We start from the raw sequence: 16,538 nt of genomic DNA on the forward strand, positions 1-16,538 counted from the left end.
CACCTACTTTCTAAAATAAATTTTATTTTTAATAATCAATTATTTCTTTTAAGAAATTAATATTTCCTAAAAAGTTAATATGAGGATATCCAGCTATAGTATTATTTTTCTTATATCCACATACCCATTCACTTTTATTTCCTAAATAATTTTCTTTACTTATATTATAGACTGTCTCTTCTTCTAAATTAACTTTTGATTTATGAAATTCATGACAATTAATTGTGTATAAATTCCCATTATTATGTAGAGTTAGCGTGGAGTATCCAAATCTTTGAAGTCTCTTTGTCATCTCAGTATTTCCTTTAAAGAATCCTACCATTTCAGTTCCGTCTATACTTTCAGTAAGATACATAAGCCCTCCACATTCAGCAAAACATCTAAGTCCATTATCAAGTGCATCTTTTATACTTTTCCTCATAGACTTATTTCTTGAAAGCTCTTCTTTAAAAATTTCTGGATATCCACCACCTAAGTATAGAAAATCTAACCCCTTAGGAAGCTCTTTATCATTTAAAGGACTAAAGTATACAACTTCTCCAATACTTTTTAATAACTCTATATTCTCTTCATAATAAAAATTAAATGCCTTATCTAACGCAATCCCTATTTTTATATCTTTATTTTTTAAGTTGTATTCTATACTTTTTGCTTTATATTCTTTAAATTCCTCTATAAGACCTTCAAGATCTACATAATTCTCTAATAATGAGCTTGCATAATCTATTTTTTCTTTAAGATTTGAAACCTCAACACTTTGAACTAATCCAAGGTGTCTACTTTTTAAATTTAGATTTTCATCCTTTGGTATATATCCAAACACCTTTACATCACAGTTTTTTTCTATAGCAGCTTTTAGCATAGTGTAATAGCTAGGACTTATAGAATTTAAAACTACTCCAATAATATTTGCTTTCTTAAAATCTTTTAATCCATTTATTTCAGCACATAAAGTAACACTTTGAGCTCCTGGAGTGATTACAAGTAAAATTGGCATATCATTAAGTTCTTTTGAAACATGATAGGTTGATCCAAAAGTATCTATTCCCTTACCATCATAAATGCCCATGACCCCTTCAATTATTCCTAAATCTCCATTTCCTCTTGAATAAGTATCCTTCATACCATCTTTACCCATTAGAAATATATCTAAGTTTCTTGAAGGTTTCTTAGTTATAAATTTATGAAAAGCGCTATCTATATAATCAGGCCCAACTTTAAACCCTTGTACTTCAAACCCTTTTCTCATTAAAGAATTCATTAAAGCTAAAGTAAAGGTGGTCTTCCCACCGCCACTTCTATTAGAGGCAATAATTAAAGATTTCATATACCTTCCTCCTATTTCTCTCTTGCTTACTTTCTTAATTTCTTAGTTTCACCACAACCTAAATATGTATCATTTTTCATATCCTCTATATGATCTAGATATATTTTTCTAAAGGCCTCTACTTCTCCAAGACCATGCACATGTGCTTCTACTTCAAGTCCTTTACTTTCTAATATTGTTTTCCATGAATCCTCTTCATCTGATGCCATATCATTCTTAACATGATCCCCTGCAACAACCATTAGAGGTACTAATTTTACCTTTTTTATGTTATTTCTTTCAATTCTCTTTAATACGCTATCTAAAGTTGGGTAACCTTCTACAGTTCCAACAAATGCTCTTTCATATCCTTCATCATATAGCATTGTTTGAAGAGCGCCATAAACAGCATTAGAATAATGTGCACTACCATGTCCAAATAAAACTACAGCTTCTTCTTCATCACATTCTAATAATTCTTTTATGCTTTCTATGAATATTGTATAATCATTTGGAAGTTCTTCTTCTCCTTGATAAAAGAATATTGGTCTTCCAAATTTCATAGTATCGAAATGCTTTTCAAATCTAACTACATTTCCCTTTACATAATCATATTCCTCTCCAGGTATCATGTGAATAGGTTGAACTAAAACCTCATTGTATCCTAAATCTTTTAATTTTTCTAAAACTATCTCTGGTGTATCAACTTCTATGTTATGAACTCTTCTTAACTTATTTATTATCATATGAGATGTAAAACATCTAAATATATCATATCCTTTAAATTTCTCTTTTATTTCTGTTTCGATCTTTTCAATTGAATTTTCTAATGCATCTAAATAACTCGTTCCAAAACTAACTACTAATATTGCCTTTTTCATAATTCACCTCTAAAAATTTCTTGTTTTATCTAAATAATGGGAATAATCAAAAAAGCACTTCTATCCCTAAGGATAAAAGTGCTTTATATACACAAAAAAACAAGATAGGATTTAAAAAATCCATCAAAATTTTATCTATTGTACTTCCCTCCGAAGAATAGCTAACAAATTTTAGGCAGGTTTCCTGACTTAAGGGTCATCCTTGCCTAATCCTTCCCAATATATATTAGTGGTTTCTTTTAAGCTCGTCTCCTTTTACAGTAGCGGGGGCTGTAATGGAATTTCACCATTTTCCCTTTTAATAATTTTTAAAAATTATTCACCTAAAACTAAATTATTTAATTTTACTATTTCTTATTTTTTAATTATATATTATATCTGTTTTTTATTCAATAAATATATTTTCTAATTCTTAGCTAAAAGTTCTAAACTTTCTTCTTTAGCCTTCTCATTTTTATCTTTTAATAAAAATGAAGCAAAAAAACCTATTAGTAGAAGTACTGCTGCTATAAAGAAAGCGTAATTAAATCCATGCACTAACGCCATAGCATTATCATTTAAATTTGCTACTCCTTGTATTCCATCTAAATAACTATTTTTCTTTGTTGTCATCAAGCTAACAAATAAAGATGATCCCATAGCAGCCGCTATTTGTTGAAGAGTATTTATAACAGCTGTTCCATGAGGATATTGTATTGGCTTTAGTTGATTTAAACTATTTGTCTGTGATGAAGTCATAACAAGTGGCATACCAACATTTAGTATGCATAACAATATAATTACATTTGTACAACTTGTATTTATATTAACTCTTGATAATAAATAAAATGAAACTGTCAAAATCATAAATCCAAAAGGTACTAGCTTCCTTGCACCAAGTTTATCATATAAATGTCCTGTTATTATAGATACAAAAGCGTTTATTAAGCCAGCCGGTAATATAGCTAATCCAACTTGGAATGGTGACATATGATATAATCCTTCTAAATACATAGGCATAACAACTAATGTTTCAAATAGAGTCATCATAGACACCATTACAAATATTACACCGAGTCCATATGTTGGAGATTTAAATACTCTTAAGTCAAGCATTGGCTCTTCTAATTTGAATTGTCTTAATGAGAATAATATTAATGATAGAATTCCTATTAAGAAAAATATTAATGTCTTACTAAAATTATTATTTCCTAAAGTGCTAAAGCCTACTATAATTCCTCCAAAGCCTAATGTTGATAAAATTATTGATATTACATCTATTTTAGGTTTTGTTATTTCTGTAACCTTTTCTAAATATATATATCCAACTATAATTGCTAAAATTGCTAGTGGAATTTCCATGATAAATAAATATCTCCATGATAATTTTTGAATTATAATTCCTGATAAGCTTGGTGCTATTGATGGAGCAAATAATATTACAAAAAGTCCAAGACCAACAGCTGCACCACGTTTTTCTGGTGGATTTATAACTACTATTGTATTCATCATTATTGGCACAAACATTCCTGTTCCAGATGCTTGTATTAATCTACCTAAAAGTAATATTGTAAAATTTGGTGCAATAGCTGCTATTATAGTTCCTAATAAAAATAACGACATTGCTACTATGTACAATTGTTTTAATGTAAATCTTTGAATTAAAAAAGCAGTAACAGGAACTAATATCCCTATAACTAAAAGATATCCCGTACTTAACCATTGAACAGTTTGTGCGCTTATATTAAACTGTTCCATAAGCTTTGGAAGTGCTACATTTGTTAATGTCTCATTTAATAAGGCCATGAAACCTCCAAATAGTAATACCGCCATAACCTTAAATATTTTTTCTTTTGATTGCATTTTCTAAACCTCTTTCTTTAATTAGACCAGTCTATATAATTTTTCTAAAAAAATATTTTTAAATAAAATATTTAAAGATTATTATAATCTCAAAAAGTTTTATAATAATCTTTATTCTAATAAACTTTTATTTTATATAGCTATTTATAATCATCTTTATTTTATCAGCAACGAGTAAAAGTGAACCATTATCTTTTTTAGTAAGAGACATTACTATTGCCCCTTCTATCATTATCTGTATTATTCTACTTATCTCTTTTGAATCATTTTCTGATATTCCAAGCTCTAATAATCTTTTATAATATAAAGATTCCCACTCTAAAAATGTATCCATACAAGCTTCTCTAAGAATCTCATTAGTCTGTGAAGCTTCTAATGCTAAAAGACTAACTGTTACCCCTTTGACTACTTCTTCTCTATCTACTATATCAGCTACATTTAAGATAACCTTTTGTATGCCTTCAATAGGATCATTACTTAAATAAAGATTTTCTTTAATTTCTTCTTTTATATTATTTTTAACTACTTTTATAGCTTCTAATGCTAACTCTTCCTTACCCTTTGGAAAATAATAATAAAGTGATCCTTTTGGTGCTTCACTTACCTTTAATATTGAATTTAATCCAGTAGCATGATATCCATTAGAGAAAAATAATTTTGATGCTGAATTTAATATTTTACTTCTTGTATCTATCTTTTTATCCAATTTAAATACCTCATTAACTTTATTATACCGATTGGTCTATATATAAAATACATTCTAAAATTTAAATTGTCAAATATAAGTTTTAGAATGTATTTTAAAACTTAGGAGTAGAACTCCATATACTTATAAAATTCTACTCCTAAAATACTTTATTCTATTGTTTTTGTTCACCTAATATTTTTTCTAATTTTTCTACTATTGCATCATCCATCTTCTTCATATATTCATTAAATACTTTTTCACAATTTAAGAATGGTGATAATACACAAGCTCTTAATATTGTTACCTTCTTAATCCTCTTCCATTCTTCTGTTGAAATTCCACAATTATTAACAAATTTAAGTGGTGAATCCCCATAATCTTCTACTGTAAAGTCAGTATGTGAAGTTAAAAAGTCATTTACATATAAAGCTTCCTTTACATATGAAGCTTCTTCATAAAAGTCATGATTTAAATCATTCATTACTTTTAAATCTTTATTTCCTCTTACATTAAATACAAAGTCAACCATATTAAAATCTGGCTCAACTAATGGATAAACATCAACTATTTTATCTCCAACTTTATATGACTTTTGCATTTCTAATTTATTATAAAGCTTGTAAGCTCCTTCATTTCCTGCACCTATAAGCTTTCCATAACCAGTTATGTTAAGCGGCATTACTTTATGAGCAGTCCAAACTGAAGCTGCTGTAGCACCTGCTTTTGATCCTTCAAGCATAAATGCACCAAGAAGTGATGGTATATCAGCTCCCTTTTCAAATACATATGTTGCAAAATAAGAAATTGAATCTCTCATTCTCTTATCTCTTACAATTATTCCGCCTGCTGAATATGGTATATATCCCATCTTATGTGGGTCAATTGTAATTGTATCTGCCTTTTCCATCGCTTTAAATGCATTATATACATCAGTTGAAGGCCATGATGTACTTTCATCTAATATAGCACCATGTTCTAGCATTTTTTCTTTTAATTTATCTTCTTCAATAAATGAATAATCATCATCTAAGAATATTGATCTAGCATATCCGCCATAAGCTGCATCTACATGTATGTAAAAATTAACTCCCTTCTTTGAGAATTCATCTCTTATTTCTACAATCTTATCAATATGATCTATTGCGCCTTCTTCTGTAGATCCAACAACTCCAACAACCCCAAGTATAGGAATTTGTTTACTTGTATATTCTTCAATTGTCTTTCTAAGTTCATCCATATCCATTCTATAATGATGATCAACTTTAACTGGAACTACAGCTTCTACGCCAAGGCCTAGAATATCTCCGGCTTTAAGCCATGAATAGTGCTTTGTTTGAGGTATTAGCCATTTTCCAAGCTTACCTATCTTATCTCCCATACCTCTTGCAGAATGCTCTTTTATTTCGTCTAATTTATCTCCTGCTTTATCCATAAGATCAAGTATTTCAGAAACACTCATATTTAAAAGTTCCCATTCTGATTTACCATCTACAAGCTCTGGTGTAACCTCTTTCATTGCAAGAGGAATAGATTTTATATTTCTTGCATACCATAACCCTTCATAATTTGCTATGGACCCATCTGCACAAATATGCCCCCAGCCATCATCATTATAGCTTACTAATTTACAGAAATCTTCTCCAACATCTTCTTCCATTTGAGATGTAGCAGGTGATGATTCATAGGCCACATTATTACCGTTATATAACATAGCAGCAAAATAACCTAGTAATGCTGGCATTAATGTTTCTGAGTTCATATGCCCTAAAAATCTTGGTGAATGCCAAGGAACAGAACCTGCTCTTAATTTTGATGATAATTCAATCAATACTTCCTTAAGTCTATCTTTACTTACTATAAAACTTTCTTTACGTTCATCAGAAACTTTAATTATAGTATCATCTTCTGGATGAAAATTCTTTCTCCACTCTGCATGGTCATTAAATAATCTTAAAAGACTTTCTTCAAATAAATCTTCGTTTTCTGATTTTGGTCCTAAAAACATGGCCTTTAAATTAATATCCTCATTATCTTCTAAAATATCAGTACCTTTTTTAATGTTATCTTCCATTTTTTCTGGCCTCCTTCTCTTTTACTTTCTTCCATGATTCTTTCTTAAATGCATATATAATTAAAGGTAATATAAAACATACCAGAGTTCCAATAACTTGGAATGAAATGTACATAGTAGTTCCATCTGGCGGTATAGAGCTTGGAGGTATAAGACTAACTCCTATTGTTATAAATACTCCAATCATGGCTAATATACAAGTAATCCACATACCAGTTTTTCCACCTGGAATAGTAAATGCTCTATGTACATCTGGTTTTTTATATTTTAAAACTATCTCTGCAAGTATTATAAATATATAAACTATACTGTAAAGAATAGTTGTTAATATAAGTACCATAAAGAAACTATTATTAACATCTGGTACTACTACATATACAACTGCTACTAATGACACAACAATTGCTTGAATAAGCACAAATGTTATAGGAACATCACGTCTTGTTCTCTTTTGAAATATAGGTGGTAAATTTCCTTCTTCTGCAACCTTTATCATAGCTTTTGAAGGTCCAAGTACCCATGCACTTAATTGTGCAAGAACACCAAGAGCTATCATTCCTGCAATAACATTTGTAAGCCATGGCATTCCAAGTTCATTAAAATAAATTTGGAATGGCTGAGTTATATTTGATAATTCTATTTTATCTGAAGGTATTGTGTTTGCCTCTGTAAGTCCTGCAATAAGGTTAAATATTATAAGTAATCCCATTGATAGAAATACTGATATTGGATAATTTCTTTTTGGATTCTCTATATTATTTGCATGAACTGATGCAATTTCAAGACCTGAAAATATAAATATTATTCCTGCGAAAAATGATAATTTGTCTAGAGATGCTAAACTTGGTATTGCCGTTTGCATATTAAGTGGTCCTAAATAAACATTTCCATGTTTAAATGTCCACCATAATCCTAAAATAACTAATGCAACAAAAGGTATATATATACCAACTACTGCACCAACACTTCCCACTACCTTACCCATATCAAATTTAAAGTTTAGTAGAGTTACAGTCCAATAAGAAATTACTATTATAATGAATATAAACATGTTATTTTGTGCAAGCTCTGGTCTTCCTATGGCATAAGCAATCATTACACCAACAGTAGAACTTACCATAACCATACCAAAGAATAATTGAACCCATAAAAGCCATGCAGTTACAAATCCCCATCTTTCTCCTAATGCTTCTTTGACCCAAACTTGAGATCCCCCTTCCTCTGGCCATCCAGTTGCTAGTTCAGCTGCAATAAGTGAAATAGGTATTGCAAAAAGTACTGCTGCACCTATCATAAAGAATATCTGTTGCCAACCAACAATTGCTAATGTTGGTACGCTTCTAACACTTCCATAAAAAGCTATACTTATACCTATTAATTGAAATAGGGTAAGCTTTTTATTTCTATTTTCTAAGTCTCCCATACTCTTATTCACATCCTCTTCTTTTGCTTTATACTTTTAATACTTAAATAAATATATTTTTAAAATTATCAATCACCATCCTTTATAAAGACTTATGTTATAGTCTTCCTTTAACTAAATTTATTATGTGTCACATTTTTTACTTTAATACAACTAATAATTTCCTATAAAGCCATATAGAAATTCTGTCTAAATAAAAAGAGAGTAGAAAAATAAATTTATTTTTCTACTCTCTTTTTTTTACTTTTATAAATTAATAATTTTTATTTAAAATTTATTCCTAAATGATAAAAATCTATCTTCTCCACTTCATAAGGATTTCTTCTTTTAATGTTGCTGAATCTATTGATTCACTAACTATTTTAAATCCTTCTCTTTTATAAAATTTCAAGGCCCTTACATTTTCCTTGAAAACATTTAATGTTAAACCATTTAATGTTAAACCATTTAATTCATTCTTAACTGTATCGATAAGTGCCTTACCTATACCTTGTCCTTGACTATCATTAGCTACAAATAATCCCCCTATAAAATTATTATTTAGTATACTAATAAATCCTTTTATAATATCATCTTCTTTATAAATATAAGTTTTTGATATAGGTATATACTTATTTCTAACTATGTCTTGTGATTCTATCCAATAATTTTCATTAATAAAATCATGAGATTTTATTGTACTTTCAACCCAAATTTTCATAATTTCATCTATATCTTTTTTATTAAACAAAAAAATGTTATTTCCCACTCTTAAACTCCCCTTTATTTAAATGTTATATACTCTATAATTAAATTATTTTATCATCACCTATATTTATATACAAGTAAAAGGGGAGTTAAATTACATTATACTTAATTTAAAATATTCTACTTGTTTTATCCAGAGTTTCCCTAATTAATTGAATCTCATCTTCTGTTAATATAGTTATTTTACTAATAGCCTTATTATCCATTCCCATTATTATAGCTGTCCTTGCAGCTTCTACTGCATTACTTCTGTCTCGTTTGTTTTTTAGGTTATTATTAGAATTATTCATATATAAAACCTCCTTACTTAATATATATTAAAAAGATTCACTAGTTTATACTTAGTCCCATACTTATTATTTAATATATGTTTATTTTTTATTATTTCCTATAATATTTCTAATATAATTGAAGATTATAAATCATTATATTAGTTAATAATACTATTAGAGGTGATTTTATGAATACATTAGAAATAGTTATAATATTGATTCTTCTTATAACTATCTTAAAAATTATTACTCCATTAATTACTAAGGCAACTACTTTTAATGATGAAAAAATTAAGTTTAAAGTTAAGATGAAAAAAGAAAGTATAACTAATTTAACAGGTATAGAGTTTGAATATTTTTGCAGATGGCTTTTTGATGATATTTATCATTATAGAGATGTAATTGTAACACCTTCTGAGAATGATGGCGGAGTAGATTTAATTCTAACAGATGAAAATTTTGAAAAGACTTACGTAGAATGCAAAAGATATACAACTACTTATGATTATAGAGATGATAAAAAAATAAAGAATTATGACTTTATGATAGGTAGAGAAATATGCCAGAAATTAGTTGGTGCAATGATGTCTAATGGAATAAAAAAAGGAATCATTGTAACTACCGGTGAAATACATCCTAATGCTGATAAATATATATCTGATCTTAATAAAAATAGTGATTTGGACATTAAATTTATAACTTTACATGAAATAGTTAAAATTCTTGATGCATATTCAGAATCAGAAAATTATTATATAAATATTGAAGTTTAGCTTTTTTATAATTAAGCTTTCAAAAATTAAAAGTGTAGGAATTTTCCTACACTTTTTTACTTACATATATTTATATATCTTTTAAAATTATTTTTTAGGATAACACTCTTATCTATAATTTCAAATCCTGAATCATTTATCATCTTATCCATATTTTCAAAAGTTATTATTATTGCTTTATTTGATATTCTTCGTGTTGTATCTATTATTTCTTTTTGCTGAGTAATTGTAGTTTTAGTAAATAATCCATAAGGCATATCCACAATAGCAATATCAAAATGTTCCTTTATATCATGCATGTTACCTTTAATAATAGCTACATTATATCCTAATGCTTTCATATTTTCCTTAGCATTACAAGCTATTTGAGGATTAATCTCATATCCTATTATATCTAATCCCATAGACTTTCCTTCAATTACTACAGTTCCAACACCACAGCAAGGATCTATTATCTTTTTATTGATATTTTGCCCAACTGCTATATTGACAATTGCTCTCGCTACTCTTGTACTTAATGCATTAGAATATGAAAATGGCTTTTTATCATGATTAAGCCACTTGCAATCATCCTTTTCATATATTCCAAATATCCATTTTCCATAAATCTTTATTAATCCTAATATAATTTTAGGATTATGAATATTTGGTATACCATCTATAGACATACCTATCTCTCTCATAGATTCTAATCTTTCTTTATAGCTAGCTTCATTTTTATCAAGTCTTATAAAGTTTACTTTAAAATCTTCAAAAGACATGTTATCTTCTTTAATTTTTTTAACTACTTCTTCAAGTGTATCTTCTATATATATAATCTTTATACAGTGTTTTATGAATAGACTTCTAGATGGGCTAATATAAACTTTTGAAAAAAATTCTTTACTATCATCCTCTTTTCCAAATAAATATTTCATTTCCATCTGGCATAAACCTTCTTCATACTCTGGATAATTTATAACATAAAAGTACCTTTTAAATTCCATATTATTCATTAAAATATACTCCTAATACTTCGTTTAGTAATCTTTTAATTCTTCTAGTTCTTCTTCTGTAAGATTACGCCAACTACCTTTCTCTATACCAGCTATACTTATATTCATTATTCTTATACGTTTAAGACTTATAACGGTATATCCAAAAACTCTACTCATTCTTCTTATTTGTTTGTTAAGACCTTGGGTTAATATTATTCTAAAAGTATCATCATTTATTCTACTAACTTTGCAGGGTCTTGTCTTAACTTTTAATATCTTTACTCCATTTGACATTCCATCTATAAAATCATCATCAAAAGGCTTATCTACTCTAACTATATATTCTTTTTCATGATTATTCTCAGACTCTAATATCTTATTTGCAAGATCTCCATCATTAGTCATTATTATCAAGCCTTCTGATTCCTTATCAAGCCTTCCTACAGGAAATATATAATTCTTATAATTCATGAACTTAATTATATTATTGTCTACATCTTCCGCAGCAGTACAAGTAATCCCTTCTGGCTTATTTAGTGCTATATATATCTTCTCCATAGGTTTTAAAGGTTTATTATCTAAAAGTATTTCATCAGTTTCTTCTACCCATTGCCCTTTAATACATAGCTTTCCATTAACTATTATTCTGTTCTCTTCAATAAGTCTATTAGTTTCTTTTCTTGAACAAACTCCATAATTGCTAAGTAGTTTATTTATTCTCATCTAAAAATCCTGTCCTTTTAATTAAATTTAATAATCACTTCCAGCTAGATGCCCTGTTGAATATGCTATTTGAAGATTATATCCTCCTGTTTCAGCATCAACATCCATAACTTCTCCTGCAAAGAATAATCCTTTTATTATCTTAGATTCCATAGTTGAAGCATTTATTTCTTTAACATTAACGCCTCCACTAGTAACCATAGCTGCCTTTATAGTTAGTGTTTCTTTTACTGTAAGTTTCATTTCTTTTATATAATTAATAAGCTTTAGCTCATCTTCTTTTTTAAGGTCACTAGGCTTAACTTCAGTTAAGTTTAGAATTTCTAAAATTTCTTTTATAAAGTTTTGTGGAAGTGTCCCTTTTAAATTATTTAGTATACTTTTATTAGGATTACTTCTAATTATCTTAGATATATCCTCTTTAGATTTATCTGATAAGAAATCTAAACTTATTTCCATTTCACCTTTTTCTAGTTCTTTATTAATATAGGAAGATAATTTTAATACTCCTGGACCTGATATACCAAAATGAGTAAAGATCATATCTCCACTAGTTTCAATTTTTCTCTTTTTTATTTTAGTAGTAAATATAACTTCTTTCATTGAAACACCTTGAAGATTTTTTACAAATCCTTCTTTTGTAACTAATGGAATAAGTGCTGCATATAAAGGTTTTATTGTATGTCCGTGTCTTTCTAAAATTTCAAACATACCTCCATCTGAACCTGTTTGAGGATGACTCTTTCCACCAGTTGTTACTATAACTTTATCTGCATATATCTCTTTTCCTTCATTAACTATAACACCTTTAATCTCTTCATTCTCTACTATTAAATCTGAGACTTCTGTATTATACATTATCTTAACATTATTTTTTGAAAGATCTTTTTTAAATATCTCAATTACTTCTTCTGCTTTATCACTTTCTGTATATACCTTTTGATCATACTCAACTTTATACTTTAAATTATTTTCACTAAAATAGTTTAAAATATCTAAGTTAGAAAAATCATAAAAGGCGCTATATAAGAACTTTTTATTACTTACTACCTTATCAAAAAATTCTTCAATATCTCTATTATTTGTTATGTTACATCTTCCACCACCAGTAAGTCTAAGTTTCTTACCAATTTCATTATTTTTTTCAACTAATATTACTTCATTGTTTTTTGAAGAAGTAATAGCTGCCATAATACCAGCAGGTCCTCCTCCAACGACTATAACCTTTGCCATAAAATCTTACTCCTATCTTAAGTAAATTTATCTAAATAAATTATTTAATTCATTTTTATATATAATATAATCCCTATATTATACTATATATAAAATTTGAACAAGTATATATAATTTTACTTTTAATAATAAAAATAAAAAAAGTGTAGTATATATACTACACTTTTAAACTTTATTGCTCTCTTATAACTTCTACCATATATCCATCTGGATCAGTTACAAAATAATATTTAGGTTTCTCACCTGGTAATCCTTTTAAATCAGTAACTTTATATCCAAGTGAAATATGCTTTTCTCTCATTCCTTCTAAATCTTTAACTCCAATAGCCGTATGACTAAATCCATTTCCTATTTCATAAGGCTTTTCAGGATTATAGTTATAAGTAAGTTCTATTTCATATCCGCCAACTTCATTTGATAAATAAACAAGAGTAAATTTATGCTCTGGGAAATCCTTTCTTCTTGTCTCTATAAGTCCTAAACCATCCTTATAAAACTTTAAAGATTTTTCTAAATCCATAACTCTTATGCATGTGTGTAACATTTTCACTGACATATTTACAACTCCTTTTCATAATTATAATAATTACATTTTATCATATAAATTAACATAAAATTTAGTAATAGCTTAATTTAATATATTAATTTATTAAATTATTAAAAGATAATGATTTTCATTTTCGTATAATTTAATATTTATGCTATAATATAAGCATTCTTAATATATTGGGGGGATTTTTTCATGTGGATTGTATATGCTATTCTGTCTGCTGTATTTGCTGCAATAACTTCAATTTTTGCTAAGATTGGTATTAATGGAATTAATTCAAATTTAGCAACTGCTATTCGTACAATTGTTGTTTTAATCTTGGCTTGGGGAATTGTATTTACTACTGGAACTCATAAAGACATTAAAAACATATCAAATAAAAGTATGCTTTTTTTAATATTATCAGGTCTAGCAACAGGATTATCATGGTTATTTTATTATAAAGCTATACAAATGGGACAAGTAACAAGTGTTGTTGCTATAGATAAACTAAGCATTATAATAACAATTGTTTTAGCATTCTTTATACTAAATGAGCAGATAACAGTTAAATCAGTTTTTGGAGGTATTTTAATAGCTGCAGGAACGCTTCTTATGGTCTTATAATTTATTTACTTAATCTAAGATTGTATATTAAATTTTTTTATACTCTTTTAACTTGCTTATAAGTTTACTTATGAATATTGAACTTTTAAAATGCAACTTCAATATATATTTATTTTTATACAAGTTAATAATATATAATTCATAAAATAAAGACTTAGATACATAAACCTTTAAATGATATCTAAGTCTTTATAATATTAACCTATATGTTCAATAAGTATCTTTAATCCCATAAGTATTAAAATTATTCCTCCAGCAACTTCTGCATACTTTTGAAGAATACATCCTAACTTTCTTCCAATGAAAACAGCTATCATACACAATACAAAAGTTGTTATTCCTATTATGGATATTGCAGGTAATATGCTAACATTTAAAAATGCAAAACTTACCCCTACCGCTAATGCATCAATACTTGTGGCTATTGCAAGTAGTGTTAAATTTTTATTACTTAATTCTTTTTCTTCTATTAATTCTTCTTCAACTGAAACTTCATTAGCTATCTCACCTTCATCTAGGCTACAATTTTCTTTTTCTCCTTTAAATGATTCATAAATCATCTTTCCACCAATAGCTCCAAGAAGAATAAATGCAATCCAATGGTCAAAGGATTCAATATAGTCTTTAAAATATCTTCCAGCAAACCATCCTATAAATGGCATTACCGCTTGAAATCCACCGAAAAACACCGCTATCTTTAAAGCATTTTTAAGTAAATTTTTCTTCAGGCTCATTCCTTTTGCAAGTGCCACAGCAAATGCATCCATAGATAAACCTATTCCTGTCATAAAAATTGATAAAAAACTCATATAATTTCTCCTCTTAATTTATTCTACTCATTTAGCACAAAAAAATAAGACTTATGCGTAGCAAAAAAACTACGCATAAGTCTCGTTATTTAATATTAAGCCAGAACCTTTTCCGTTCAATATGTTGACTTAATAACTCTCTACAATTTATTATCGAGCTAACTACTCCCCTATACAAATGAGTATATATTAATTTTTACCATATTATATTATCAGAATTCTTTCATGAAATCAATTAAATTTTTAAAATAAATTTATCTATTGCTTTAGCTACTCCATTATTTTCATTAGTATCTGTTATGTAATTAGCATATTTCTTAATTTCTTCTGGTGCATTATCCATGACAACAGAAAGTCCTGCTTCTTTAAGCATTGATAAATCATTTCCACTATCCCCGATACAGATTATCTCTTCTTTTTTTATTCCAAGTTTTTTTGCTAATATTTTAACTGCACTCCCTTTTGATGTGCCTTTTGCCGTAAGTTCTGCACATCCTCCCCATGAATAAGCTATATCTACATAATCACTTAATTTACCTATGTCTTCTTTAGCCTCTTTAATGGTACTGCTATTTTCATCTTCTATTATTATAAGCTTTAATATATCAGATTCATATTCTTTAAATGCATCCCTAAAATCCTCTACTTCATAAAACTTAATTTCTTCATCTTTATCTGCCCACTCATTCATTACTCTATGACTATCATCTTCTGGAATTTTAGTATCACTTATTATTCCATAAGGTGTATCAAAATAAGCTAAAAATTTATGTTTTTTTATTACCTCATATATTTTATCTAAAGCTTCTCTATTTAATACAGATTTAAATATAACTTCATCCGTATCTTTTCCCCTTATATAAGCTCCATTAGAACATATTAAAGGTGCCTTTATTCCAGTAATTTTTGCATATATTCTTGCTGATGCAAATATTCTTCCTGTTGATATTGCAATATTAACTCCTAAGTCTGTTGCTTCTTTAAGGGCCTTTTTATTTTCTTCACTTACCTCATGATGTTTATTTAATAACGTTCCATCCATATCTATACATACTAACTTATACATACTGTCATAAATCCACCTTTCAAACCTTAGATATAAATTTATATCTATTTTGTCATAATATCTCTGTAAAATACATTTTTCATACATCTTAATTATATCACAAACAAAGAGAAGCCATTCAATAATAAATTTCTTGAATTGCTTCTCTTTATTTTCATCATATATTCTTAAATATCATCATAGTGATCATCAAGTTCAATTTCTTCGCATGTTTCTAATATGCTATCTAAGCCTTCATAATCTTCTAATTTAAGTGTTTTATTACTATGTTCTAATTTGTTTAAAAGAATATCTTTTTCACACTTTAATATATCTGAATCTTTTATTTCTTTAATAACATCATTGGTATTAAACATTTTAATAATTCCATTTTCATATCCTGATGCAAAATTTGCTTCACCTTTTGCTAAATCATCATATTCTAAATCATATTGCTTGCAGTATTCTTCAATGCTATATTTATTAAATTCTTCAGACATACCAATTGCTTCTCTAATACTATCTACTTGCTTTACTTCTCCTTCTGGAAATAAAATTACTACTCCATCTCTCATGTTAAACCCTCCATTAA

The 16,538-nt window shown here is 27.7% G+C and carries 17 protein-coding genes and 1 riboswitch; of the genes, 2 read left to right on the top strand and 15 right to left on the bottom strand.

Annotation, left to right across the window (positions count from 1 at the left end; genetic code table 11):
• Positions 1–28 precede the first annotated feature (28 nt).
• The 8 genes from ACQPUW_RS07675 to ACQPUW_RS07710 all read right to left on the bottom strand — a co-directional run bounded on the left by ACQPUW_RS07675 (position 29) and on the right by ACQPUW_RS07710 (position 9,248).
• On the bottom strand, positions 29–1,327 hold the full coding sequence (locus ACQPUW_RS07675) for a cobyrinate a,c-diamide synthase (protein WP_430836868.1): 1,299 nt from the start codon (positions 1,325–1,327) through the stop codon (positions 29–31).
• 26 nt (positions 1,328–1,353) lie between these two features.
• Positions 1,354–2,187 carry a sirohydrochlorin cobaltochelatase gene (locus tag ACQPUW_RS07680; RefSeq protein WP_430836869.1) on the bottom strand — a complete coding sequence of 278 codons (834 nt, stop codon included), beginning with the start codon at positions 2,185–2,187 and terminating at the stop codon, positions 1,354–1,356.
• A 157-nt stretch (positions 2,188–2,344) separates the two neighbouring features.
• Positions 2,345–2,529: riboswitch (cobalamin riboswitch) on the bottom strand.
• Positions 2,530–2,592: 63 nt separating this feature from the next.
• The gene (locus tag ACQPUW_RS07685; protein ID WP_430836870.1) at positions 2,593–4,029 is read right to left on the bottom strand and encodes an MDR family MFS transporter; all 1,437 of its coding nucleotides are present in this window, start codon (positions 4,027–4,029) and stop codon (positions 2,593–2,595) included.
• Positions 4,030–4,156: 127 nt separating this feature from the next.
• Complete coding sequence (locus tag ACQPUW_RS07690) at positions 4,157–4,735, bottom strand: TetR/AcrR family transcriptional regulator (RefSeq protein WP_430836871.1); 579 nt, start codon at positions 4,733–4,735, stop codon at positions 4,157–4,159.
• A 154-nt stretch (positions 4,736–4,889) separates the two neighbouring features.
• Positions 4,890–6,788, bottom strand: a complete 1,899-nt coding sequence (tdc, locus tag ACQPUW_RS07695) for a tyrosine decarboxylase (protein ID WP_430836872.1) — start codon at positions 6,786–6,788, stop codon at positions 4,890–4,892.
• Positions 6,778–8,211, bottom strand: a complete 1,434-nt coding sequence (tyrP, locus tag ACQPUW_RS07700) for a tyrosine-tyramine antiporter (protein ID WP_430836873.1) — start codon at positions 8,209–8,211, stop codon at positions 6,778–6,780. Before tyrP ends, tdc begins: the two co-directional genes overlap by 11 nt.
• Positions 8,212–8,506: 295 nt before the next feature.
• Positions 8,507–8,959: an N-acetyltransferase gene (locus tag ACQPUW_RS07705; RefSeq protein WP_430836874.1), complete on the bottom strand. Its 453-nt coding sequence runs from the start codon at positions 8,957–8,959 to the stop codon at positions 8,507–8,509.
• A gap of 109 nt (positions 8,960–9,068) precedes the next feature.
• The gene (locus ACQPUW_RS07710) at positions 9,069–9,248 is read right to left on the bottom strand and encodes a hypothetical protein (protein WP_204594346.1); all 180 of its coding nucleotides are present in this window, start codon (positions 9,246–9,248) and stop codon (positions 9,069–9,071) included.
• A 170-nt stretch (positions 9,249–9,418) separates the two neighbouring features.
• On the opposite strand from ACQPUW_RS07710, the gene ACQPUW_RS07715 reads away from it, so the two are divergent.
• Positions 9,419–10,003: a restriction endonuclease gene (locus tag ACQPUW_RS07715; RefSeq protein WP_430836875.1), complete on the top strand. Its 585-nt coding sequence runs from the start codon at positions 9,419–9,421 to the stop codon at positions 10,001–10,003.
• Positions 10,004–10,059: 56 nt separating this feature from the next.
• Here ACQPUW_RS07715 and ACQPUW_RS07720 read toward each other — a convergent pair whose 3' ends face one another.
• From ACQPUW_RS07720 to gloA, 4 genes are all read right to left on the bottom strand, one after another.
• Entirely contained in the window at positions 10,060–10,998 is a 939-nt protein-coding gene (locus ACQPUW_RS07720; protein WP_430836876.1) for a TRM11 family SAM-dependent methyltransferase, read from the bottom strand.
• Positions 10,999–11,022: 24 nt separating this feature from the next.
• A complete protein-coding gene (locus ACQPUW_RS07725) occupies positions 11,023–11,703 on the bottom strand; it encodes a 23S rRNA pseudouridine(2604) synthase RluF (protein WP_430836877.1) in 681 nt (226 codons plus the stop codon).
• A gap of 27 nt (positions 11,704–11,730) precedes the next feature.
• Positions 11,731–12,936 (bottom strand): NAD(P)/FAD-dependent oxidoreductase, encoded by a 1,206-nt coding sequence (locus tag ACQPUW_RS07730; RefSeq protein ID WP_430836878.1) that lies wholly within the window; start codon positions 12,934–12,936, stop codon positions 11,731–11,733.
• A 172-nt stretch (positions 12,937–13,108) separates the two neighbouring features.
• Positions 13,109–13,492, bottom strand: coding sequence for a lactoylglutathione lyase (gene gloA, locus ACQPUW_RS07735; protein WP_430836879.1), 384 nt, complete (start codon positions 13,490–13,492; stop codon positions 13,109–13,111).
• A 186-nt stretch (positions 13,493–13,678) separates the two neighbouring features.
• Here gloA and ACQPUW_RS07740 point away from each other — a divergent pair, with 186 nt between their 5' ends.
• Positions 13,679–14,092 carry an EamA family transporter gene (locus ACQPUW_RS07740; RefSeq protein WP_430836880.1) on the top strand — a complete coding sequence of 138 codons (414 nt, stop codon included), beginning with the start codon at positions 13,679–13,681 and terminating at the stop codon, positions 14,090–14,092.
• A 197-nt stretch (positions 14,093–14,289) separates the two neighbouring features.
• Here the strand turns inward: ACQPUW_RS07740 and ACQPUW_RS07745 are convergent, their stop codons facing one another.
• The 3 genes from ACQPUW_RS07745 to ACQPUW_RS07755 all read right to left on the bottom strand — a co-directional run bounded on the left by ACQPUW_RS07745 (position 14,290) and on the right by ACQPUW_RS07755 (position 16,521).
• On the bottom strand, positions 14,290–14,901 hold the full coding sequence (locus ACQPUW_RS07745; RefSeq protein ID WP_430836881.1) for a manganese efflux pump MntP family protein: 612 nt from the start codon (positions 14,899–14,901) through the stop codon (positions 14,290–14,292).
• Between the two features lie 235 nt (positions 14,902–15,136).
• On the bottom strand, positions 15,137–15,967 hold the full coding sequence (locus ACQPUW_RS07750; protein ID WP_430836882.1) for a Cof-type HAD-IIB family hydrolase: 831 nt from the start codon (positions 15,965–15,967) through the stop codon (positions 15,137–15,139).
• Positions 15,968–16,134: 167 nt separating this feature from the next.
• Positions 16,135–16,521, bottom strand: a complete 387-nt coding sequence (locus tag ACQPUW_RS07755) for a hypothetical protein (protein ID WP_430836883.1) — start codon at positions 16,519–16,521, stop codon at positions 16,135–16,137.
• Positions 16,522–16,538 lie beyond the last annotated feature (17 nt).

The sequence above is a fragment of the Clostridium sardiniense genome (genome assembly GCF_050584765.1).
Classification (GTDB): Bacteria; Bacillota; Clostridia; order Clostridiales; family Clostridiaceae; genus Clostridium; species Clostridium sardiniense_A.

Bases quoted from the DNA above. Each gene is read 5' to 3' on its own strand.
- ACQPUW_RS07675 (WP_430836868.1), bottom strand. From the start codon at position 1,327: ATGAAATCTTTAATTATTGCCTCTAATAGAAGTGGCGGTGGGAAGACC.
- ACQPUW_RS07680 (WP_430836869.1), bottom strand. From the start codon at position 2,187: ATGAAAAAGGCAATATTAGTAGTTAGTTTTGGAACGAGTTATTTAGAT.
- ACQPUW_RS07685 (WP_430836870.1), bottom strand. From the start codon at position 4,029: ATGCAATCAAAAGAAAAAATATTTAAGGTTATGGCGGTATTACTATTT.
- tdc (WP_430836872.1), bottom strand. From the start codon at position 6,788: ATGGAAGATAACATTAAAAAAGGTACTGATATTTTAGAAGATAATGAG.
- tyrP (WP_430836873.1), bottom strand. From the start codon at position 8,211: ATGGGAGACTTAGAAAATAGAAATAAAAAGCTTACCCTATTTCAATTA.
- ACQPUW_RS07710 (WP_204594346.1), bottom strand. From the start codon at position 9,248: ATGAATAATTCTAATAATAACCTAAAAAACAAACGAGACAGAAGTAAT.
- ACQPUW_RS07715 (WP_430836875.1), top strand. From the start codon at position 9,419: ATGAATACATTAGAAATAGTTATAATATTGATTCTTCTTATAACTATC.
- ACQPUW_RS07720 (WP_430836876.1), bottom strand. From the start codon at position 10,998: ATGAATAATATGGAATTTAAAAGGTACTTTTATGTTATAAATTATCCA.
- ACQPUW_RS07725 (WP_430836877.1), bottom strand. From the start codon at position 11,703: ATGAGAATAAATAAACTACTTAGCAATTATGGAGTTTGTTCAAGAAAA.
- ACQPUW_RS07730 (WP_430836878.1), bottom strand. From the start codon at position 12,936: ATGGCAAAGGTTATAGTCGTTGGAGGAGGACCTGCTGGTATTATGGCA.
- gloA (WP_430836879.1), bottom strand. From the start codon at position 13,492: ATGTCAGTGAAAATGTTACACACATGCATAAGAGTTATGGATTTAGAA.
- ACQPUW_RS07740 (WP_430836880.1), top strand. From the start codon at position 13,679: ATGTGGATTGTATATGCTATTCTGTCTGCTGTATTTGCTGCAATAACT.
- ACQPUW_RS07745 (WP_430836881.1), bottom strand. From the start codon at position 14,901: ATGAGTTTTTTATCAATTTTTATGACAGGAATAGGTTTATCTATGGAT.
- ACQPUW_RS07750 (WP_430836882.1), bottom strand. From the start codon at position 15,967: ATGTATAAGTTAGTATGTATAGATATGGATGGAACGTTATTAAATAAA.
- ACQPUW_RS07755 (WP_430836883.1), bottom strand. From the start codon at position 16,521: ATGAGAGATGGAGTAGTAATTTTATTTCCAGAAGGAGAAGTAAAGCAA.